General features: G+C 66.6%; 20 protein-coding genes and 1 pseudogene. 10 read left to right on the top strand and 11 right to left on the bottom strand.

The window, feature by feature from the left end:
* Window positions 1-21 precede the first annotated feature (21 nt).
* The 5 genes from ureE to NFC73_RS08765 are packed head-to-tail and all read left to right on the top strand — an operon-like array spanning window position 22 to window position 3791.
* Window positions 22-507: an urease accessory protein UreE gene (gene ureE, locus NFC73_RS08785; protein WP_254749389.1), complete on the top strand. Its 486-nt coding sequence runs from the start codon at window positions 22-24 to the stop codon at window positions 505-507.
* Window positions 488-1198, top strand: coding sequence for an urease accessory protein UreF (locus tag NFC73_RS08780; RefSeq protein WP_254749387.1), 711 nt, complete (start codon window positions 488-490; stop codon window positions 1196-1198). The genes ureE and NFC73_RS08780 overlap by 20 nt, the downstream gene beginning before the upstream one ends.
* Before the next feature lie 42 nt (window positions 1199-1240).
* On the top strand, window positions 1241-1855 hold the full coding sequence (gene ureG / locus NFC73_RS08775; RefSeq protein ID WP_254749385.1) for an urease accessory protein UreG: 615 nt from the start codon (window positions 1241-1243) through the stop codon (window positions 1853-1855).
* Window positions 1852-2721, top strand: coding sequence for an urease accessory protein UreD (locus tag NFC73_RS08770; protein WP_254749383.1), 870 nt, complete (start codon window positions 1852-1854; stop codon window positions 2719-2721). Before ureG ends, NFC73_RS08770 begins: the two co-directional genes overlap by 4 nt.
* Window positions 2721-3791, top strand: a complete 1071-nt coding sequence (locus NFC73_RS08765) for a HoxN/HupN/NixA family nickel/cobalt transporter (RefSeq protein WP_254749381.1) — start codon at window positions 2721-2723, stop codon at window positions 3789-3791. The genes NFC73_RS08770 and NFC73_RS08765 overlap by 1 nt, the downstream gene beginning before the upstream one ends.
* Window positions 3792-3835: 44 nt before the next feature.
* Here NFC73_RS08765 and arfB read toward each other — a convergent pair whose 3' ends face one another.
* The gene (gene arfB / locus NFC73_RS08760; RefSeq protein ID WP_254749379.1) at window positions 3836-4258 is read right to left on the bottom strand and encodes an alternative ribosome rescue aminoacyl-tRNA hydrolase ArfB; all 423 of its coding nucleotides are present in this window, start codon (window positions 4256-4258) and stop codon (window positions 3836-3838) included.
* Window positions 4259-4427: 169 nt separating this feature from the next.
* Here arfB and NFC73_RS08755 point away from each other — a divergent pair, with 169 nt between their 5' ends.
* Window positions 4428-5654: a multidrug effflux MFS transporter gene (locus tag NFC73_RS08755; RefSeq protein WP_372494610.1), complete on the top strand. Its 1227-nt coding sequence runs from the start codon at window positions 4428-4430 to the stop codon at window positions 5652-5654.
* Window positions 5655-5690: 36 nt separating this feature from the next.
* Here the strand turns inward: NFC73_RS08755 and NFC73_RS08750 are convergent, their stop codons facing one another.
* The 7 genes from NFC73_RS08750 to NFC73_RS08720 form a co-directional block, all read right to left on the bottom strand.
* The gene (locus tag NFC73_RS08750; protein ID WP_254749377.1) at window positions 5691-5984 is read right to left on the bottom strand and encodes a type II toxin-antitoxin system RelE family toxin; all 294 of its coding nucleotides are present in this window, start codon (window positions 5982-5984) and stop codon (window positions 5691-5693) included.
* Window positions 5981-6256 carry a type II toxin-antitoxin system Phd/YefM family antitoxin gene (locus NFC73_RS08745; RefSeq protein WP_056347465.1) on the bottom strand — a complete coding sequence of 92 codons (276 nt, stop codon included), beginning with the start codon at window positions 6254-6256 and terminating at the stop codon, window positions 5981-5983. Before NFC73_RS08745 ends, NFC73_RS08750 begins: the two co-directional genes overlap by 4 nt.
* A gap of 100 nt (window positions 6257-6356) precedes the next feature.
* Window positions 6357-7061 carry an alpha/beta fold hydrolase gene (locus NFC73_RS08740; RefSeq protein WP_254749375.1) on the bottom strand — a complete coding sequence of 235 codons (705 nt, stop codon included), beginning with the start codon at window positions 7059-7061 and terminating at the stop codon, window positions 6357-6359.
* Between the two features lie 9 nt (window positions 7062-7070).
* Window positions 7071-8321, bottom strand: coding sequence for a Gfo/Idh/MocA family protein (locus tag NFC73_RS08735; RefSeq protein WP_254749373.1), 1251 nt, complete (start codon window positions 8319-8321; stop codon window positions 7071-7073).
* Window positions 8318-9166: a sugar phosphate isomerase/epimerase family protein gene (locus tag NFC73_RS08730; RefSeq protein WP_254749371.1), complete on the bottom strand. Its 849-nt coding sequence runs from the start codon at window positions 9164-9166 to the stop codon at window positions 8318-8320. The genes NFC73_RS08735 and NFC73_RS08730 overlap by 4 nt, the downstream gene beginning before the upstream one ends.
* Before the next feature lie 242 nt (window positions 9167-9408).
* Complete coding sequence (locus NFC73_RS08725; RefSeq protein ID WP_254749369.1) at window positions 9409-10149, bottom strand: ABC transporter ATP-binding protein; 741 nt, start codon at window positions 10147-10149, stop codon at window positions 9409-9411.
* Window positions 10150-10181: 32 nt separating this feature from the next.
* Window positions 10182-11300 (bottom strand): ABC transporter permease, encoded by a 1119-nt coding sequence (locus NFC73_RS08720; RefSeq protein WP_254749367.1) that lies wholly within the window; start codon window positions 11298-11300, stop codon window positions 10182-10184.
* A 165-nt stretch (window positions 11301-11465) separates the two neighbouring features.
* On the opposite strand from NFC73_RS08720, the gene NFC73_RS08715 reads away from it, so the two are divergent.
* The 3 genes from NFC73_RS08715 to NFC73_RS08705 are packed head-to-tail and all read left to right on the top strand — an operon-like array spanning window position 11466 to window position 14645.
* Window positions 11466-12791 carry a sensor histidine kinase gene (locus tag NFC73_RS08715; protein WP_254749365.1) on the top strand — a complete coding sequence of 442 codons (1326 nt, stop codon included), beginning with the start codon at window positions 11466-11468 and terminating at the stop codon, window positions 12789-12791.
* Complete coding sequence (locus NFC73_RS08710) at window positions 12791-13444, top strand: response regulator (RefSeq protein WP_254749363.1); 654 nt, start codon at window positions 12791-12793, stop codon at window positions 13442-13444. The genes NFC73_RS08715 and NFC73_RS08710 overlap by 1 nt, the downstream gene beginning before the upstream one ends.
* A gap of 49 nt (window positions 13445-13493) precedes the next feature.
* Window positions 13494-14645, top strand: a complete 1152-nt coding sequence (locus tag NFC73_RS08705; protein ID WP_254749361.1) for a GGDEF domain-containing protein — start codon at window positions 13494-13496, stop codon at window positions 14643-14645.
* 2 nt (window positions 14646-14647) lie between these two features.
* On the opposite strand, the pseudogene NFC73_RS08700 reads toward NFC73_RS08705, so the two are convergent.
* A pseudogene (locus NFC73_RS08700) lies at window positions 14648-15362 on the bottom strand (SulP family inorganic anion transporter); the annotation flags it as partial.
* A gap of 185 nt (window positions 15363-15547) precedes the next feature.
* Here NFC73_RS08700 and mptB point away from each other — a divergent pair.
* A complete protein-coding gene (gene mptB / locus NFC73_RS08695) occupies window positions 15548-17161 on the top strand; it encodes a polyprenol phosphomannose-dependent alpha 1,6 mannosyltransferase MptB (RefSeq protein WP_254749359.1) in 1614 nt (537 codons plus the stop codon).
* Window positions 17162-17193: 32 nt separating this feature from the next.
* On the opposite strand, the gene NFC73_RS08690 is transcribed toward mptB, so the two are convergent.
* Both NFC73_RS08690 and NFC73_RS08685 read right to left on the bottom strand, forming a co-directional pair.
* Window positions 17194-18420 carry a glycosyltransferase 87 family protein gene (locus NFC73_RS08690; RefSeq protein ID WP_254749357.1) on the bottom strand — a complete coding sequence of 409 codons (1227 nt, stop codon included), beginning with the start codon at window positions 18418-18420 and terminating at the stop codon, window positions 17194-17196.
* A gap of 61 nt (window positions 18421-18481) precedes the next feature.
* The gene (locus tag NFC73_RS08685) at window positions 18482-19834 is read right to left on the bottom strand and encodes a glycosyltransferase family 87 protein (RefSeq protein ID WP_254749355.1); all 1353 of its coding nucleotides are present in this window, start codon (window positions 19832-19834) and stop codon (window positions 18482-18484) included.
* Window positions 19835-19870: the final 36 nt, after the last annotated feature.

Here is a 19870-nt window from a genome sequence, read left to right as displayed (position 1 = left end):
CATATCCCTAAGGGGGCATATATGATCATCGACCACGTCATCGCCAACCGGCATGATCTCCCCGACGGCGAGCTGGCCGGCCTCCATGAGGAGCAGGTCCTCCTGCCGAGTGCGGAACTCGTCAAAAAAATACAGCGGGTGACCACCGACCACGGCCGTGAGCTGGGCATCCGGCTCAGCGATGCCGCAGGCCCGGTGCGGGATCTCCGCGACGGCGACATCCTGTTCCGCGACGACAAAACCGTCATCGTGGTGACGGCGCTGGCAACGGACATCCTTGTTATTGCCGCGCGCAGCATCCGTGAAATGGGGGTCGTGGCGCACAACCTCGGCAACCGGCACATGCAGGCGCAGTTCTTCGACGCCGACAGTGAATATGCCGCCGAGGTGATGGTGGTGCAGTACGACCACACGATCGAGGACTACCTGAGCCACATTGGCGTGCCCTATTCCCGCCAGGAACGTGTGGTGCCCGTGCCGTTCCGCCATGCCGAACACACGCACTGAGCGCGTGAACGAGCCGCCGTCGTACCTGCTGCCGCTGCTGCAGCTCTCTGACTCCGCGCTCCCCACCGGCGGGTTCAGCCATTCCTTCGGGATGGAAACGTTCCTGGAACGTGGCCTCATCGACGGCGAAGCCAGCTTCGCCGGCTGGCTGAGCCAGTTTGTGGGCATCCAACTGACCTACAGTGACGGGTTCGCGCTGCGCCTGGCGTACGAGGCGTCCTCGGTTGACGAGATTGCCCGGGTCGACCGGATGATCGCGGCGGCGGCGCTGCCCCGGGAGGTCCGCGAGGCGGGGACCAAGATGGGCGCACGGATGCTGGCCATCGCCGGTACCGTGGCGCCGGGAGCCCGGCTCGCGGGATACGCGGCCGACGTCGGATCCGGGCGCTGCGCCGGGCATCCGGCCGTTGCGTTCGGCGTCGCCGGCCGGCAGCTGGGCGTCCCGCTGGAGGAACTGCTGGCGAGCTACCTCTTCACGGCGGTCACGTCGCTGACCCAGAACGCCATCCGGGCCATCCCCATCGGGCAGGACGCCGGTCAGCGTGTGCTGCTGGGAACGCATCCCAGGATCATGGATGCCGTCCGGCGGATCCAGGCACTCGATGCCGACGACTTCGGGATCACGGCCCCGGGCCTCGAAATCGCCCAGATGCGCCACGAACGCCAGCGCGTCCGCATGTTTATGTCTTAGAAGTCCGCGGTTCGCCGCACCCAAAACGTAGCAAGGAGCACCATGAAACTCATCAAAATCGGCGTCGGCGGTCCTGTCGGCGCAGGCAAGACCCAGCTCGTGGAACGCCTGACCCGCCACCTCAGCGCCGAGATTTCGATGGCCGCGATCACCAACGACATCTACACCATCGAGGACGCCAAGATCCTCGCGGCCAACGGAATCCTGCCGCTGGACCGCATCATCGGCATCGAAACCGGCGGCTGCCCGCACACGGCCATCCGGGAGGACACGTCGATGAACTCGGCCGCCGTGGAGGAGCTGCGGCTGCGCCACCCCGGCCTCGAAGTCGTCTTCATCGAAAGCGGGGGAGACAACCTTTCGGCCACGTTCAGCCCGGAGCTCGTGGACTTCTCGATCTACATCATCGACGTGGCGCAGGGCGAAAAAATCCCGCGCAAGGCCGGCCAGGGCATGATCAAGTCCGACTTCTTCATCATCAACAAAATGGACCTGGCCCCTTATGTGGGTGCTGACCTCTCCGTGATGGAGGCGGACACGCTTGAGTTCCGCGGCAACAAGCCCTACTGCTTCACCAATCTCAAGACCGACGAAGGCCTGGAGTACGTCATCAACTGGATCAGGCGCGACGTGCTCATGCTTGATCTCCGCCAGTGACGGGTGTGTCGGCGCCCGAACTCCCGGTGCGCCGCGCCGCCGTCGAACTCGCGGGTACGCTCGCCCTCACCGTGGGTGTGCGGGGCGACCGCTGCATCGCCACGAGCCAGTACCACCAGGGCGCTCTGCGTATCCTGCGGCCGCACTACCTCGATGACACCAGCCAGGTCTGCTACGTGGTGGTCAATCCCGGGGGCGGGTACGTCGGTGGCGACGAGTATGAAATCGACATCACTGTGGAAACAGGGGCACGGCTCCTCCTGACAACACAGTCAGCGACGAAGGTCTACCGCACTCCCGGGACCCTGGCCGAACAGCGGACGCACATCCGTCTTGGCCCCCACGCGAGCCTGGAATCCGTGCCCGACCCGCTGATCGCCTACCGCGGGGCAACCTACCGGCAGGCCACGGTGATTGAGATGCACGGCAGCGCCTCGCTGGTGATGGCCGAGATCGTCACCCCGGGCTGGTCCCCGGACGGCGCCCTGTTCGGCTATGACGAGATCCGCCTGCGGAACGAGATCTCGGTGGACGGGCGCCTGGCGGTGCTCGACAACCTGCTGATCCGCCCGCTGACCGGTGCCGCCCCGATAGGCGGCATGGCGTTCCTCGAGGACTACACCCACGTCGGTTCCCTCCTGGTCATGGATGCCCGCGTGGACGCCGCGCTGCTGAACGAGCTGCATGAGGTGCTGGCGCCCCTTGCCGACGGCTGCAACCTGGGAATGTCACTGCTCGACGGCGGCCTGGCCATCCGGGCCCTGGCCCACGCTACCGAGCCGCTGGACGCCGTCATCCGCGCCGGCATCGATTTACTGCGCTTCCGCTGGCACGGCCAGCCCGGCCTCAACCTTCGAAAGTACTAATGAAAGCGCTTTTGAACCACCACGAGCGGGAAGCCCTCCCGACGGCCCGCCGCCTGGCGGTGACCTTCGCGGCAGTCGCCGCCCTCCACATCGTTATGCTCGCGCTGCTGGCCGATTCACTGCGCACAAACCACAACCCCGTGGTGCTCGGCCTGCTCATCACCGCGTACCTGGCCGGCGTGAAGCACAGCTACGACTGGGACCACATTGCCGCGATCGATAACTCCACCCGCCGCTTCGCGGCCCAGGGCCGCAGCCCCGTCAGCGTGGGCTTCGCCTTCAGCATGGGACACAGCATGGTGGTTGTGCTTGCCGGGGTGCTGGTGGTCAGTGGTGCCGGCATCATCCAGGACGCGCTTAATGACGGCTCGTCCGCGAACATGGTTTTGAGCATTACCGGGGCATCGGTCTCGGGGCTGTTCCTGCTGACCATCGGTGTTTACAACGCGGCCGCGTTCCGACGAACCGCGTTGGTGTACCGCCGAGTCAAGGACGGTGCGACCGTCACGCGTGAGGCACTGGCCCCGACCGGACTCGTGGCCCGCCTGCTCGACAAACCGCTCTCCCGCGTCAACCGCCCACGTGACATCTTTGTCCTGGGCTTCCTCTTCGGCCTCGGCTTCGACACGGCCTCCACCATCGCGTTCCTGCTCCTCACAGCGACGGCCGCCGTCGCCGGGATTTCACCGGTCGCGCTCATGGCCCTGCCCCTCGGCTTCATGGCGGCGATGACGCTGTGCGACACGGTGAACGGCGTCGCGATGATGAAGATGTACCGAAGTGCCGTTGTGGACCCCCGCCGCCGGATCGGTTTCAACATGGTCATCACGGGTGTGTCCGCCGCCTCTGCCCTGTTCATCTCGGTGATCACCATCGCAGGCGTACTGCAGGCGATGCTCGGACTCACCGACCCGGTGACCACTTTCCTGGCCGAGCTCGACCTTGGTCATGCGGGGCTGGTCCTTGTGGCACTGCTGCTCTTCATCTGGGCTGGACATACCTGGGTGCGCCGGGCCGACGAAGCCGCCTCAGCCGCCTCTGCCGCAACGAGTGGAAATCCGCAGGGATAGGGCTCGACGGCGGGACCGCCTTGGTGCCGCCGCCGCGGGCGGCGCTACTCGGCGGACGGCCGCTGCCGTTGCCGCTTCGTCGCCGACCGCTGTTCCTTGGCGGCGAGGCGACGGCGGTTAGATCCCCGGGTGGGTTTGGTCGCCCGACGTCGGGGGCCTTCGGGTGCCAGGCCTTCGGCCACGAGGTCTGCGAGTCTGGCCAGGGCGGTCTCGCGGTTGCGCAGCTGGGAGCGCTGCTCGGACGAGGCCACGTTGATCACGCCGGAAATGAGGCGTGGTCCGAGCCGCCTGAGGAGCATCTGCCGCTGGTCATCTGTGAGCACAGCGGAGCCGGCGATGTTCCAGGAGAGTTCCGCGCGGCTGTCCGTCGTGTTGACGTGCTGACCGCCGGGCCCGGATGAACGCGAGAACCGCCAGCGGAGTTCCGACGCCGGAATCGTGAGCGCGGGCGACACCTCCAGATCCATGCAACCAGCGTTGCACACTCTGGGCGCGATCCACGCCCTCAGGCACGGGTAGCAGAGGGAGGTACTGGCAGGCCCCTGATAGGCAGGGCCCTCGCTGCGTCCGGGACGACCGGGTTGTATTGAACGTGAAGCCCAGTCTTTTGCCCCCAACCCTTAGAACGGAGCCAGCGTGACCGCCGTCGAAACCACGATTCCCGCACGCGAGCAAGCGGTGGGACGGCCCCTTGCGGTTGTGCTCGGGCTGCTGACCATCTTCGGCCCTATCTCCATGGACCTTTACCTTCCGGTCCTCCCGGCGCTCACCGTTGAGCTTCAAAGCACGACGTCAGTGGCCCAGCTGACCATCACCGCATGTCTGCTGGGCCTCGCCATCGGCCAATTAGTGGCCGGGCCGCTCTCGGACCGCCTCGGGCGGCGGACGCCGCTGTTGATCGGCGTCGTTGCCTACACGCTGACGTCTGTCCTCTGCGCGCTAAGCCCAACCATCGAGACGCTCATCGTCGCGAGGTTCGTCCAGGGCCTGGCCGGAGGCGTGGGCATCGTTATTGCGCAGGCTGCCGGGAGGGACGTCTACTCGGGCGCCAAGCTGATCCGCTACTACGGCCGCCTCACGGTTCTCGGTGGACTGGCCGCCATCATCGGCCCGGTCATCGGCGGGCAACTCGCCACCGTCACGGACTGGCGCGGAGTGTTCCTGTTCCTCGCCGCCGTCGGCGTCGCCGTCCTGCTGGCGTCATTGGTGGTCTTCCAGGAGACCCTGCCCGTGAACCGGCGGGTCTCCGGAGGCCTCTCCCACACCCTGCAGGATCTCCGCCGGCTCCTCGCCGACCCGGTGTTCGTCGGCGCCGTGCTGATCACCGGTTTCACGTACTCGGCGGTCTTCGCCTATCTGAGCGGGGCCACCTACATCCTCCAGGGCATGTACGGGCTCTCCCCGCAGGGCTACTCGTTTGCCTTCGGCCTGAATTCACTGGGCTTTGTGGTTTTCGGGTTCGTCGGTGGCCGGCTCGCTGAACGGTGGTCCGAACGGGGAACGCTTGCCGTGGGCCTGCTTATGACGGCGGCCGGCGCCCTGGGGCTGCTGGCGACGGCGGTTATGCACCTGCCGCTGATTGCCATTGTCCTGTCCCTGTTCACCATGGTCAGCGGCGTGGCGGTCACCAGTCCGCCGGCCACCTCGCTGGCACTCAAGGAGTATCCCGACATCGCAGGGACCGCCTCCTCCTTGCTGGGACTGGCCCGGTATGCTTTCGGCGGCATCGCCGCACCCTTGGTGGGCATCGGCGGCGCCAACGACGCCGTCCCCTTCGGCATCGTCGCGGCCGCTTCCGCGGCAGCGGCCGTCCTTTGCCTGGGGCTGGTCAGGAGGCGGCGTGATCCGGATCAAATTCGCTGACCCGGACCACACTGGCGCACCGTCTATGGGTATGCATCAGCGAGGCTTATAGACGTCCGCGCGGTGCTCGATGCGGTGGACATATAAAGTGTGCGCTTTAACATCCAGGGTGAACAACACGCGGTAGTCACCGCGGCGTGCGGTGCGCAGGCCCAGGAGTTCACTTGTGAGGGGCCTGCTGAGCCGGCGGGGATTGTCGGCCAGAACTCCAGTAACGAATTCGACAATTGCTGCGGCAGCCTTCTCGGGCAGCCGACGAAACCCCTTCAGCGCGGGGCTGGTGACTTCGATTCTCCAGGGGCCCTGCTCGTTCGAAGCTTCCTCACTCACCTCGGCGGTAGCCCAAACTCGCGGCGCAGGTCATCGCCGCTGACGGTGTTTCCTGCCTCGATGTCGCGCCGGGCCTGTTCCAAATCTGTCCTGATGTCCGGCTGCGATAGCCAGTGGATGGTTTCCTGGAGCGACTCGAGGTCGTCAGCGGACATCAATACCGCTGACGGGTGCCCGTGGCGGGTGATCTGGATGATCTCATGCGTCTTGTCCGCCTCCTCCACGAGTGCGGAAAGCTTGTCCTTGGCTTCGCTCAGGGGCACGGTTTTCATACGGTGATTATAGCCTGAAGTCAGGCTATTTAATGGCCTGACTTTTAGCCGATAATTGGACTCTCGGGGATCAGCTGATGTCACCGCTCAGGCCCGCCGCTTACCCCGCCCGTTCCACCGCCGCCAGGATCGCCTGGCCCAATTCTGCAGGTTTCGTGAACTGGGGCCAGTGCCCGGTGGGGAGGTCCACGTACTCGACGTCGCGGATGCGGGCCAGCTCGGCGGTGAAGGGATGGCCGGCGTCGATCCATTCGGTGAGGAGCGACGACGGGAACTGGCACGCGATCACAGTCGCCGGAACGTCGTACCTGCGGACGTCATGCAGGCGCTGCCGGCCATGCGCAACGCCCTTGGGCTCGGGGATGGCGCGCGCCCGGAACGACGCGCGCAACTCATCGGTGAGGTCCACCAGATCGGCGTCATCGAAGCCATCCCACGGCGGCAGGGGCACGTCGTCGCCCTCGGTGGGCAGCCCGTCATTGATGACGCCGCCCTCGCCCAGGGGTCCGCTGTCCACGTAGATGTTCCTGGCCACGCGGTCCGGCCGGGCGTCCGCCACCCCGTGGATCACCGCGCCGCCGCCGGAGTGCCCCACCAGAACCACCTTTCCGTCGAGACCGTCTACAACGTTCACGACGGCGGCGATGTGGTCTTTAAGGGTGATGCCGGCGCGGGATGCGTCCACGGATTCCAGGCCGGGAAGAGTCAGTGGATGGGTTGTGTGCCCCGCCGCCTCCAGGGCAGGCGTCACCTCCTCCCACGATGACGCGTCCAACCAGAAACCGGGTACCAGGATGATGTCCATGACGGAACCCTACTCCGGGGTACCGGCAGCGGGGTAGGGAGGCCTGGGCGGCATGTCCTCCGCTTGCCCGGTGCCGGTCCGAACGGCAACATCGTTGTATTTGCCGGCCAGGACGTCGTCGATCAGCACGGGCTGGCCCAGCGTGGCGGAAACATACAATGCGCGCACGGTGGCCAAGGCGGTGAGCGCGTCGCGGACGGTGACGCCGGCTGGACGGCCCGCGTGGATGGCGTCGACGATGTCCCTGTATTGGCGGATGTGGCCTGCCGGGTACACCGTGGGGTCGAGTGTTTCCTCCTCAGGAGTCCCCGCATACTTGGCCAGTTCCTCCGGCGCCTGGTTGCCGCCGCCGAGCAGCCCCATGTTGCCGCCTGCCGCGGCGGGAGCGGCGTCGGCCGCGTGGAAGTACTCCAGGCGATCGTTGTCGATGACCGCCGAGCCCTGGCTGCCCATTACCTGGAGCCGGACCGTCAGCCCGGGGTATGCCGCCGTCGTTGCATGCAGCACGGCAAGGGCACCCGACTCGAAAGTCAGTGTAGCCACCGCAGTGTCTTCGACTTCGATGTTTTCATGCGCCAGAAGGGCGGTTTTGGCGCTGATTTCGATGGGACGTCCGAGGAACCACAGGAGCAGGTCAACCGTGTGGACGCCTTGATTCATCACGGCTCCGCCGCCGTCCATCGCCCATGTGCCGCGCCAGGCGCCGGAATCGTAATACCTCTGGGTGCGCCACCAGCTCACCGATGCGATTGCGGACGTCAGGCGGCCAAGCCGGCCCTCGCGCACTGCCTCATCGACGGCGATGCTGGCCTGGTCGAACCGGTGTTGGCTGATGACTGTCGCCACGAGCCCCTTGGCCTCGGCCGCCCGTGCTGCCGCAAGGATCTCGCTGGAGCGCTCCATGGAGGCGTCCAGCGGTTTCTCGATGATGACGTGCCTTCCGGCAGCGAGCACGTCCAGGGCCTGTTGAATGTGGAGCCCGCTGGGGGTCGCAAGGACCACCACCTCAACATTTCCATTGCCCAACAATTCTGTGAGGCTGCTGAAGATGGCAGGACGGGGTGACCCGCCGTCCTCGATCGATTGGGCCAGGGCATCGGCTGCTTCCGGGATGACATCCACGAGCGCAGTCACCTCAAGCTCAGGAGTCGCGCGGACGGCCTTGGCGTGCGTGCGGCCGATGACGCCACAACCCACAATGGCCACTCTGAGTACCGGGTGCTGCGAGCCTTGGGAATTGAGTTGAGGTGCTGCGCTCATTTGGTTCCCACCCCGGCCTTAGCCAGGACTTTGGCAAAGGCGCGGGCTGCCACGCCGAACGCCGTCGGGCCCGAGTATCCGCCCAGGCTGTAGGCATCGGCCAGGTGCGGCTCGAGGCTCGCGAAGCCGTTGTAGCCGTCAGCTTTGAGCGCCTCGACCGTGCGGAGCAGATCGCCGTCGCCTTCACCGGCAGGAACGACGACGCCGTCAGCTAACCTTGCGTCTTTAACCTGGAGGTATTCGAGGTGTGGACGCAGCTTGGCGTAGCCTTCGTCGAAGGGCCTGACGCCCACCTGGACAAAGTTGGCGGGATCCCAGGCGACCCTCAGTGCAGGTGACGCGACGGTTTCCATGATGTCCAGGACCCGGTCCGGGATGTCACCAAAGATGTCCTTCTCATTTTCATGCAGCAGGATAACGCCGCTCTCTTCGGCGACCTTGGCCAGCGCACGCATGCGTTCGATGACGGCGTCGCGGATGCTCTCCACAGCCACGCCTTCTCCGTAGAAGAAGGAGAAAATGCGGATGTAGGCGGCATCGAGGACCTTCGCGGCGTTGGCTGCACGTCTCAGGCGCTCCACCTCGTGCTCCACGGGCAGGCTCACATCCACCTTGCCGATCGGTGAAGCGATGGCCGAGACCTTCATACCCGCCCCGTCAAGGAGCACTTTCAAGCGGGCCAGCTGGTCATCATCGAGGTCCACGATGTTGGTACCCCAGGCACTGCGGACTTCAATGTAACTGGCCCCCAATGCCTGCAGCACTGCGATCTGAACTGCGGGATCAGCGTCGATCTCGTCCCCAAAACCGGACAGGACCCACTGGACGTTTGGTGCAATGGCCATGGCTATTAACTCCTCCGGCGGTTGGACCGCCAACTGGTTACCACTGGAAATCTAAATTAAGGATGCCTAAGGGGCTCAAGAGAGTGAAGAGGGCGCTGCGCTGGGACTCCAACTTGGATAGGAAGCCTAGGTCGGACCACGGGACTTTGCAAGCGATTGCCAATTTGTTGCCCAATGGTTCGGGAAAGCCACCCAGCGACGCTTCCCTTCCGGCTGCAATCACGGAAAGCACCTGCCAACGTTTAGGCACCGGGCGACACCGGGGCGGTCAGGCCGCCGTCGCGCATCACAGCGACGGCGTCCGTCAGCCGGACGAATTCGGTGTCGTGCGTGACCATCACCGTCGCCACGCGGAACTCCTCGGTGACCCGGCGCAGCAGCCCGACGATCGACGCGCTGCGCGCGTGGTCCAGCGCCGCCGTCGGCTCGTCCACCAGCAGTACCTTCGGGCTGCCCATGAGGGCCCGGGCAATATTCACCCGCTGCCGCTGCCCGCCCGAGAGCTGGTGCGGCCGCTTGCCCGCGGACTCAGCCAAGCCCACCAGATCCAGGAGTCCCGCGGCGCGCGAACGCGCGGCCTTCAGCGGCTTGCCGCGCAGGTGGTGGCCAATCATTAACTGCTCGACGGCAGTCAGGGACGCCAGGAGGTTGGGCTGCTGGAAGATGATCCCCACCTTCTCCCGCCGCAGCGCGGTCAGTTCCCTGTCCTTCAGCCCTGCGGTGTTCATCCCGTCAATGATCACATTCCCACTGGTGGGGCGGACCAGTGTGGCGGCGACTGCCAGGAGGCTGGATTTGCCCGAGCCGGACGGGCCCACCAGCGAGACCATACGGCCCGCTGCGACCCGAAGGCTGACGCTGTCCAGGGCCTTGATGGTTCCGCCCCCGTCCGGGTATTCAAGGGTCACGTTGCTCAGCGTCAGCGGGTGGGTGAGGACGGAGCCGGCAACCGGCGTGGATACGAGTGCAGGTGTGACAGACATGGGAAGTACCTTTCAGGAGGGTGAAGAAGGAGTTAGTTGCCGCCGAGGGCGATCAGCGGATCGACGGCGGTCACCCGGCGGACCGCCAACGCGGCGCCCGCCAGGCCTAAGGCCACTATTCCCAGCACGGGCAGCAGCGTGGTGGCCGGCGTGACCAGGAACGGCGCGGCCTGGGCTGCGGCGAACCCGCCCAGAATTCCGACCGCCCCGCCCAGGCCTGCACCGGCCAAGAGCACAATCGCGGCCTGGGTTATGGCATCGCGCAGCACGTAGCCGCCGGACGCGCCCATGGCCTTGAGGACCGCGATATCACGGGTGCGCTGCACCGTCCAGACCGTCAGGAACGCCACGATCACCAGCGCCGAAATCCCGTACAGGAACGCCTGCATCAGCAGCAGCGACCCGTTTTCGCTCTTGAAGGAGGCCAGTGCCTGGAACGATCCTGTGCGGCTGGTGCTGACCGTGCGTGCCATCGCATTCGCCGACGCCTCGTCCACCACGGCCCCGTCCTGGTAGGTGACGGCGACGACGGTGGCCACCGGCATGCTCCCCGGAGCGCTGCCGGCAGCCGGAGCCAGGTGCGCCACCTCGGCCCAGGTGGGCAGCGCAGTCCACACAACGCCGGTGTGCGAATACCACTGGTCATCCACGACGGCGGCGACGGTCACCTCAGTGCCGCCCACCGTGGCCGTGTCTCCGACGTCGAGCGAGAGATCTGCGGCGACAGTCGCGCCGATCACCACCGACCCCGCCCTGACCGGCGATGGCGCCAGCTGCCCGTCCTCGGCAACGCCGAATACCGCCACGTTGGCGGTGCCGCCGTCGCCGCCCTGCAGGCGCGACTGGCTGATGCCCAGGGCCTCAGCCCGGGCCACCCCCGCGGTGCGCTTCCAGCTGTCCACCTGCGCGGCCGTCACTTCGCTTTCGGTGAAGGATGCCGTGGGCTGGTTGCTGCCGGGTGCACCAAATACGATGCTGTCCACCGGCCCAGACCCGGCACCGAGGTTCCCGATGGCGGACGTGGACTGGTCGCCCAGGCCGGCGGTGAGCCCGGACAGCAGCACCAGCAGCAGCGTCACCAGGGCCACCACGCCGCCCATCAGGGCGAACCTGCCCTTGGCGAACCGGATGTCGCGAATAGCGAGAAACACGTTGTACTTCCTTCAATCGGGGTGGACTTCCTTCTCAATCCACTCTCCGGCGAATCAACCAAGCCCACATCGGGGACTTGGTTGAGCCTGGCGGGACAAAGGACTGAAGGGGCGGTCAACCTTTTGGTTGATCCGCACATTCCCGCAGGCGCATAAGCTGGTGAAATGCCCGCCGCCGACCCACAGCCCACTTCGTCGGGGGCCGCCATCCTGCGCTTTCTGCGGGTGACGCTTCATGTCGGGTTTGCCGTGCTGCTGCTGGTTGCCATCCTGCGCCTCCACGTCGCTGACGGAGCCGTCGGCGCGGACGGTGCCGGCACGCCCGCGGCAGCCGGCCAGCGCCTCGCCTGGTCCGCACTCGCCCTTGCGCTCGCCGCGCTCTATCTCGCCGGCACTGTCCTGGAGAAGCGCTTCGCCGCGGGCCGCTCCGGCTTCAACCCGCACCCCTACGCCGCCCCCTGGCTGGGCCTTGTCACGGCACTGTGGGGCGTCCTCCTCGCAGGCAGCGCCGAGTTTTCCTGGGTGGCCTTTCCGCTCTTCTTCCTCCACCTGCACCTCCTGCCGCGCCGGATTGCGCTGCTCACCATCGCCGCGATGACGGCCGCCGTCGTGGCGTCGCAGTGGGTGGCCAGCGGGCTTCCGTCGCCCACCCTGCCCATGGTCCTGGGACCGGGGCTGGGTGCCGTTTTCGCCGTGGTCACCGGGCTGGCTTACCGCGCGCTCTACCAGGAGAGTGAAGCCCAGCGGCTGGCGGCGGACGAACTCCGGCGCACCCGCGAAGAACTTGCCAGGACCCAGCATGAGGCCGGCGTCGCAGCTGAGCGTGAGCGCCTTGCCCGCGAAATCCACGACACCTTGGCGCAGGGCCTCTCCAGCATCGTCCTGGTGGCGAGGGCGGCGGAAAAGTCCCTGGCCAGCGGCGATCTTGCCGCCGCCGCCGAGCGGTTCGCGCTGGTGCAGCAGACGGCGTCGGAAAACCTCGCGGAGGCCCGCAGCTTTGTCCGCGGCCTCACCTCGCCGCAGCTCCAGGAGTCGTCGCTCCCGGAAAGCCTGCAGCGGCTCTGCGGCGAAACCGAAACGCTCGCCGCCGCGCGCGGTGACGGGCTCCGCTGCCGCTTCGAACTGGTGGGCGACGCCGCGGAGCTGCCGCCGCAGTACAGCGTCACCCTGCTCCGGGCCGCCCAGGCCAGCCTTGCCAACGTCAGGCTCCACGCCAAGGCAAGCACCGCCGTCGTCACCCTCGCGTTCCTCGGGGACGAGGTCACGCTTGACGTGTACGACGACGGGACGGGCTTTTTGCCGGAAGCGCCGGCTTCCGGCGGGGCCGGCCGGGCGGACGGCAGCGGGTTTGGGCTGCGTTCGCTGGCCGCCCGGGTGGCTGAGCTGCACGGATCCCTGGAGGTGGAGACGGCACCGGGCGAGGGGACCGTCGTCGCCCTCCGGCTGCCGCTCACCGGCGGGGACACCAGCCCGGAAGGGGAGCGGGACTGATGGGGGAGCTCCGTATTCTCCTCGTGGATGACCATCCGGTGGTCCGCGCGGGCCTGCGCGCCATGCTCACTGAATTCGCTGACTTCAGTGTGGCGGCCGAGGCCGCCGACGGGGACGCCGCGCTGCGCGAACTCGCGCGCCTGCGGACCCTGGGGGAGCGCGTGGATGTGGTGCTGATGGATATTCAGATGGGCGCCGGGATGGACGGCGTCACCGCCACTGCAGCGATCCGGCGGCTGGAATTGCCGCCGCCGGTCCTGATCCTGACCACCTACGACACCGAGGCGGACATCCTGGCCGCCGTGGAGGCAGGCGCCAGCGGATACATGCTCAAGGACGCCCCGCCGGACCAGATCCGCCAGGCGGTACTGTCGGCAGCGGCCGGCCAGACGGCGCTGGCGCCCAAGGTCGCGGCACTGCTGATGTCGCGGATCAGCAGCCCCGAAACGGCCCTCACCGCCCGCGAGGTGCAGCTGCTTGAACTGCTGGCCACCGGCCTGACCAACCGTTCCATCGCCCGGCACCTCTTCATTTCCGAGGCCACCGTCAAGACCCATCTGGTGCACATCTATGGCAAGCTCGGGGTGGACAACCGGACCGCCGCCATCGCCCGGGCCACGCAACGCCGGATTATCCGCCCGCCGGGCCAGTAACGGTGCCATACTGGGCGTTCATCGCTTCGTCGTCAGGGGAACCTCGGAAATGGTCCTGGATACAGCCACGCTGAGGGTCGCGTTCGGTCTGATGGCTCTCCTGCTTGGCGTCCTGTTCTACATCTTCGTCTACCGCACCACGCGCGCACCGTACAGCGGCTGGTGGTGCGTGGCCTTGGCGCTGTTTCTCACCGGAGCACTTTCATTTCTGCTCGATGGCACGCCTTTTCAACGGTGGACTAATCCAATGGGGCATGTCCTGTTGGTTTCGGGAGCGGTGAGCGTCTGGTCAAGCGCACGTACGCTGCGGCGGTCCCCGCCAGGCCCGTTGATGTTCGCTGCCGCGCCCGCTGCCACCTTGGTGGCGTGCGCTGTTGACAGTCCGGCCACGAACACGTGGGCAGGAGGACCGGTCTTTCTGGCCTCGATGGCCCTGATGTTTGGGCTGGCGACCCGGGAGATGTGGCCGGCCGGACCCGCTTACACCCGGGTCCGAATCCCCATGACGGCATCTGTCGGGCTGGTGTCCGTCTTCTATACCGCCCGCCTTATTGCATTTCTCACGGATGGGCCGGGGGGACCGACCTTCGAGGTGTTCTTCGGCTCCGCAATCACCACCATGATCACCATGGTGCTGCTGGTGGTGGTGTCTTTCAGCATGTCCGGTCTCATCAGCGAACAGCAGACCCGGGCACTGCGCATGGTGGCCACGCGGGACGACCTCACCGGGCTGCTGAACCGCAAAGCCTTCCTGGACTTGGCCACAGAGCTGTTGGGCGACAGGGCCGTCGCCCGGGGCGCGGGTGCCCTGATCCTCGCTGACCTGGACCATTTCAAGGCAGTCAACGACACCCACGGACACGCTGCCGGCGACCTTGCGCTCCAGGCCTTCGCCGACGCGTGCCGGGATACGGTGAGATCCGCGGATCTCGTGGGCAGGTACGGCGGGGAAGAGTTTGTCCTCCTCATCCCGGGTGCCTCCGCCGGGCGGGCGGACGAATTCGCCGAGGAGGTCAGCAGGCGGCTCGCGCAAGTGCCCACCGTCGGCGGGCTGGAGATGCCCACCGTCAGTTACGGCGTAGCACTCTACGACGCCGGGACCTCCGACGTGGAAGACCTCATCGCCGCCGCTGACGGGGCTCTCTATAAGGCCAAGTCGCTGGGCCGGAACCGCACCGTCCACAGCGACCCGCAGGGCTAGCCCGTCAGTTCAGCTTCCCCGCCAGCCGTTCCCGCATGGCCACAGTGCGCCACCCGCCGGGCGAACAGCGCCGTGGCCGCCAGCACGCCCGCCCCGACGCCGATGGCCAGGTTATGTGTGGCCGATACGACTGCCACAGTGATCACCATGACGGCGGTCTCGGACTTGGGCATCCGGCGCAGGGTCCGCGGGGCGATGGAGTGCCAGTCGAAGGTAATGGCGGGTCTTGTCGGAGCGTGTGTCCGTGATGTCGTCCACCAGCTTGGCGGTCATCAGCGATTCGAGCAGCCCCACTAAGGCCATGGACAGCGAGAACGGCGCGAGGACCTGGAACGTCTCCCACGTCAGCGGGACATGGGGGACAAACACCGACGGCAGGCTCTCGGGCAGCTGGCCCTTGTCCTGGACGGTGGGCACATCCACGCCCGCCAGCGCGGCAAACACGGTGAGCACCACGATGGCCACCAAAGGTGAGGGCACCGCCGTCGTAATTCTGGGCAGTCCCACCAGGATGGCCAGGGCGTTCACGAAGCCCACCATCACCGAGCGCGGGATGAACCGCATCAACCGGGTGACGCCGAGGAGCGCCAGCAGGATCTGGAAAACGCCGGCCAGGATCACCGCCGCAATCAGGTGGTCCAGGCCATGGCTGCGCATCAGCGGGGCGATGACCAGGGCGACGGCGCCGGTGGCGGCGGAAATCATGGCGGTGATGCCGGTAGCGGCGGCTTCATTCATGGGCGGGGATGGGGCGGCGCGACGCATCATTGCGAAAGAGGGGGCACGGCCGCCGTTACAAGTCTGGGGTACGCGCTAAGCCAACTGCTAAAATGACTGGGTTGTAGACCGGCCTATAGCTAGTCCAGCCAGCGCCGTAACGTAAGTAGGGGACCACACAAGACATGACGGCAGGCGGTTCACACATCAGCACTTCGGAGAGCGTCCCGGGTCCGTCGAAAAAGACTGCGGCGGAACTCCCGGAGACGTCTGCGCCCGCCCTAACTCCCCCCACGAAGCGCCGGGCGTACATCGCCACCTGGCAGGGGTTCCTGGGCGCCCTCATGATGTTTGTGGGCTCGATCGGAACGGGCTGGATCGCCAACGGCTCACCCATGATCCGCCAGCCGGTGGTCATCGCGCTGCGCACCGAGGGCTGGGGCGTGACGCTGTCCACTGTGCTCCTGACGGTGGGGGCGATGCTCCTGATGCGGTCCTGGCTGCGGCTGGGCCAGCGGCTGGACGACTGGGGCGAACACTCGCTGCGCTCGGTGGTCATAGCCATCTCCGCCTGGTCCCTGCCGCTCCTGCTGGCCGTCCCCATCTTCTCCCGCGACGTCTACGCCTACACTGGCCAGGGCCGCCTGGTCATGGAAGGCCAGAACCCGTACGCCGTGGGCATTTCCACACTCAACAACTGGTTTGCCCTCGGCGCGGATCCGGCCTGGGCCGAGAACCGGACCCCCTACGGGCCCTACTTCCTGTGGCTCGCCCGCGGCGTGGTGGAGCTGACAGGGGCACAGCCCGACGTGTCCGTCCTGCTGTTCCGCCTGATCGCCGGCGTCGGGGTTCTGCTCTGCGTCATTTACGTGCCGAAGCTGGCCGAACTGCACGGCATTAACGGCGCTCGGGCACTTTGGATCGCGGTGGCCAACCCGCTGTTCCTCATCAGTTTCGTGGCAAGCGCCCACAACGACGCGCTGATGGTGGGCCTCGCCGTCGCCGGTGTCTACTTCGCGGCGACGAAGCGCTACCTGGCCGGAATCCTGCTGGTCACTGCCTCCATCGGGATCAAGCCGATCACCGTGCTGCTTCTCCCGTTCATCGGGGTCATGTGGGCCGGGCCAGCCGCCTCGTGGACGCGGAAGTTCCTCATTTGGGGTGCGACGGCGGGAATCAGCTTCGCCGTGCTGGCAGTGAGCGGGATCCCCTACAACCTCGGGTTGGGCTGGGTGTGGGCCATCATGGACCCGACGCCGGGGTACACCGGCTATTCGCCGTCAGGGTTCCTGGGGCAGCAGGCTGAGTTCCTGGGGAACGTGCTGGGACTGCCGGGCGGGACCATCGCGGACCTCTTGCGGACCGGCATGAAGTGGGCGGCCATCGGGCTGGTGCTGCTGCTGATGTTCCGTGGCGACTACTCGCGGGCGGTGCGCCGGCTGGCTCTGGCGTTTACCGCGGTCGTGATGCTTTCGCCCATCATCCAGCCCTGGTACATCCTGTGGTTCCTGCCGTTCCTGGCCGTCACGGGCATCCGGAACGACTGGCAGATTCGGTGCCTGTACGTGGGTGTGACGTTCTTTGTGGTGTTCGGCGCGCAGGACCAGCTTTCGGTCTGGTCCTTTGTGGAGCTGCCCATTGACGCGTCGTCGCTGGCGTTCGTGACGGCGCTGCTGTTCACGTTCTATCTGCTGGTCCTGGACATCCACACGCGGAAGCTGCTGATCGAGGGTAAACCCTTGGACTGGGCCCGGCGTGGTTGGCGCTGGCTGCTGGACCAGCGCCGCGGCGCCCGCTAGCCAGGGGTCGGTTAGCCCGGAGGCCAGTGGCCCTAAGCGGTCTTGGCCTGCGGGACCGCCTGCGACTTCCGGCCGAGCTCCGCGGTCCGCTTCACCGACCACCACAGCAGCACCACCAGGAGCACGTTGCGCGTGGTCAGGATGGCGGCCATGACCGGGTGGGCGTGGATGAGGGGGGTGTAGAACAGCGGGTAGATCACAAACGTCGTGACGGCGATTCCCATCAGCAGCGCGGCCGGGACCTTCCACCGTTCCCAGTCGTGCGTGAGGCCGGCGATGATCACCGGCGCCAGCCAGATGATGAACTGCGGCGAACCCACCTTGTTGAACACGATGAACGCCGTGGTCATCATCAGCGCGCCTTCGAGGAAGAGTTCTTCCCGCTCGGCGCCGCGGTTCAGTGCCCTGACCAGCAGGACGGCGGCCACTACGGCGGCGAGGATCAGCAGGGGCTGCATCAGGAACGCGGCAACGTCGGCGCCGGGGCCGTAGACCTCGGTGGAGTTGATGGCCGTGTTGTCCGCCATCTTGGACCCGGCGATGTTGAAGACGCTGAGCCACACCCACGGCGTGGAGAACGTGGCTTCAAGCTGCATGCCACGCTCGCCCTGGTTGGTCAGGAAGTCCATGATGTGCGGCAGCCCGCCCGACAGGTACGTGCCCAGGCCCACGACGGCGGTGACCGCCACGCCGGAGGCCAGCACCTGGATCCGTTTCCGGCTGGCGATGACGATGGGCACCAGGACCGCTGCCGGCCACACCTTGAGCCACGTGGCAACGCTCAGCAGGATCCCTGCCACCACGGGGCGTTCGGCCGCGTACAGGAGGGCAATCAGCACGATGGGGGCGGTGATGCCCTCCACCCGGGCGAAGCTGAGGTAGCCCATAAAGGCCGTGAAAAACAGCCACCACCAGGCCGGGGCGATGCCCTTCACCTTCCGCGGTCCGCGGGTCAGGAAGGCAAGCCCGACGGCGTTGAGGGCTGTGATGATCAGGAACCAGCACAGGAGGTACAGGCTGGGTCCGGCAATGTTCGCGAGGAAGATGGGGATCTGCGCCAGCACCGGGTACACCCAGGGGCTGATCTTGCCGTCCAGGCTGTCCGGGTTGTAGCCGTCCATGGCCCACTGGCGGTACTGCTCGGTGTCGCTGAACGTATCGCCGTGGAGGAAGAAGGACGCCATCCAGCCGAGGAAATACAGGTGGATGACTGCGAAGCCCCACCAGACGCTGGACGGACGGGCGAACCAGTCCACCACGCGCGCGGGCAGGACGGTGCTGCGGACGCTGACCAGCCGGTCGAAGAACTTCGTGGAAATCTCAGGACTCCTTGAGCGCGGGGACGGTCGCTGAAGTCTTTTTGCCCAGCGAGTAGAGGCGCCGGACCGACCACAGGAACAGGACCACCAGGAGGACGTTGCGGATGGTCAGCACGCCCGCCATGAGGGGGTTGTTGTGGCTGAGGGCATCGTAGAACAGGGGGTAGATGAAGAAGGTAGCCGCGGCGATGGCGATGAGCATGGCCGCGGGGACCCGCCACTCACGCCAGCTGTGCGCCAGGCCCACCGCTACGGCCGGGGCCAGCCACACCATGAACTGGGGGGAGCCCACCTTGTTGAACACCACAAAGGCGGTGGCCAGGGTGAGCGCCCCGGCCAGCAGCAGCTCGGTACGGTCCACGCCGCCGTCGGCCTTGCCGTTGCTGTTGAGCTTGCCGTTGTGCAGCGCCCAGAAGGTCAGGCCGGCCACGAGCAGCGCGGCAAGGATGAGGAGCGGCTGCATCAGCACGGACATCACCGCGGTGCCGGGGCCGTCCACCTGCATGGAGTTGATATCGGTGTTCATGTACATCCGGGAGTCACCGATGTTCAGGACGGACAGCCACAGCCACGGGGTGGTGAATGTTGCCTCAAGCTGCATGCCCCTGTCACCCTGTTGGGTCAGGAAGTTCAGCAGCTTGGCCACACTGCCAACTGCGGCGGCGAGTGCCACCACCACGGCTGACGTGGCCACGCCCGCCAGCACCACCAGCAGGCGGTTCTTGACCACGGCGAACAGGGCCAGCATGACCGCGGCGGGCCAGACCTTCACCCAGGTCGCGGCGGCGAGAATGACCGAGGCGATAAACGGCCGGCCCACACCATAGGCCAGGGCCACCAGGACGATCGGTGCGGTGAGGCCGTCCACGCGTGCGAAGCCGAGCCAGCCCATCAGCAGTGTGAAGATCAGCCACCACCAAGCCGCCGGGATGGCGTCCTGGTTGCGGCCGCGGTCCGTGAGCTTGGCCAAGGCCCAGCCGTTGAGGATGGTGGTCATCAGCACCCAGAGGAAGAAGAACGGTCCGGGGCCGGCAAGGCCTGCCAGCGCCATGGGGATCAGCGCGAGGATGGGGTACACCCACGGGCTGGGGCCGCCGCTGAGGTGGGTTTCGTCAAAACCCGCCCGGGCCCACTCGCGGTAAATGAAGGTGTCGCTGAAGGCCTCGCCGCGCAGGGACAGCAGCGCCGCGAAAATCAGGAATCCCAGGTGCACCAGGATGAAGCCTGTGAGGAGCCCCCGCGGTGTGTTCAGCCAGGACCGTGCGGCCGCCGGCAGGATGACGTTGCGGATCCGGGTGAGCGTGGCGAAGAATGCGTCCGTGGAAATGGCGGAATCCTTGTCAGAGAGGGGCAAAAACAGGTGCCGGATCTTGCCGCGGGGCTGGAACCG

Origin of the sequence: Pseudarthrobacter humi, assembly GCF_024294965.1 — a bacterium.
Classification (GTDB): Bacteria; Actinomycetota; Actinomycetes; order Actinomycetales; family Micrococcaceae; genus Arthrobacter; species Arthrobacter humi.
The sequence above is the reverse complement of the archived record's forward strand: the minus strand, read 5'-3'. Positions and strand labels throughout refer to the sequence as shown.

Excerpts from the sequence above, each read along its gene's own strand:
- arfB (WP_254749379.1), bottom strand. The coding sequence starts at position 4,258 with ATGGATCTGGAGGTGTCGCCCGCGCTCACGATTCCGGCGTCGGAACTC.
- NFC73_RS08710 (WP_254749363.1), top strand. The coding sequence starts at position 12,791 with ATGGGGGAGCTCCGTATTCTCCTCGTGGATGACCATCCGGTGGTCCGC.
- NFC73_RS08765 (WP_254749381.1), top strand. The coding sequence starts at position 2,721 with ATGAAAGCGCTTTTGAACCACCACGAGCGGGAAGCCCTCCCGACGGCC.
- NFC73_RS08735 (WP_254749373.1), bottom strand. The coding sequence starts at position 8,321 with ATGAGCGCAGCACCTCAACTCAATTCCCAAGGCTCGCAGCACCCGGTA.
- NFC73_RS08780 (WP_254749387.1), top strand. The coding sequence starts at position 488 with ATGCCGAACACACGCACTGAGCGCGTGAACGAGCCGCCGTCGTACCTG.
- NFC73_RS08730 (WP_254749371.1), bottom strand. The coding sequence starts at position 9,166 with ATGGCCATTGCACCAAACGTCCAGTGGGTCCTGTCCGGTTTTGGGGAC.
- NFC73_RS08715 (WP_254749365.1), top strand. The coding sequence starts at position 11,466 with ATGCCCGCCGCCGACCCACAGCCCACTTCGTCGGGGGCCGCCATCCTG.
- NFC73_RS08725 (WP_254749369.1), bottom strand. The coding sequence starts at position 10,149 with ATGTCTGTCACACCTGCACTCGTATCCACGCCGGTTGCCGGCTCCGTC.
- NFC73_RS08705 (WP_254749361.1), top strand. The coding sequence starts at position 13,494 with ATGGTCCTGGATACAGCCACGCTGAGGGTCGCGTTCGGTCTGATGGCT.
- mptB (WP_254749359.1), top strand. The coding sequence starts at position 15,548 with ATGACGGCAGGCGGTTCACACATCAGCACTTCGGAGAGCGTCCCGGGT.
- ureG (WP_254749385.1), top strand. The coding sequence starts at position 1,241 with ATGAAACTCATCAAAATCGGCGTCGGCGGTCCTGTCGGCGCAGGCAAG.
- NFC73_RS08740 (WP_254749375.1), bottom strand. The coding sequence starts at position 7,061 with ATGGACATCATCCTGGTACCCGGTTTCTGGTTGGACGCGTCATCGTGG.
- NFC73_RS08745 (WP_056347465.1), bottom strand. The coding sequence starts at position 6,256 with ATGAAAACCGTGCCCCTGAGCGAAGCCAAGGACAAGCTTTCCGCACTC.
- ureE (WP_254749389.1), top strand. The coding sequence starts at position 22 with ATGATCATCGACCACGTCATCGCCAACCGGCATGATCTCCCCGACGGC.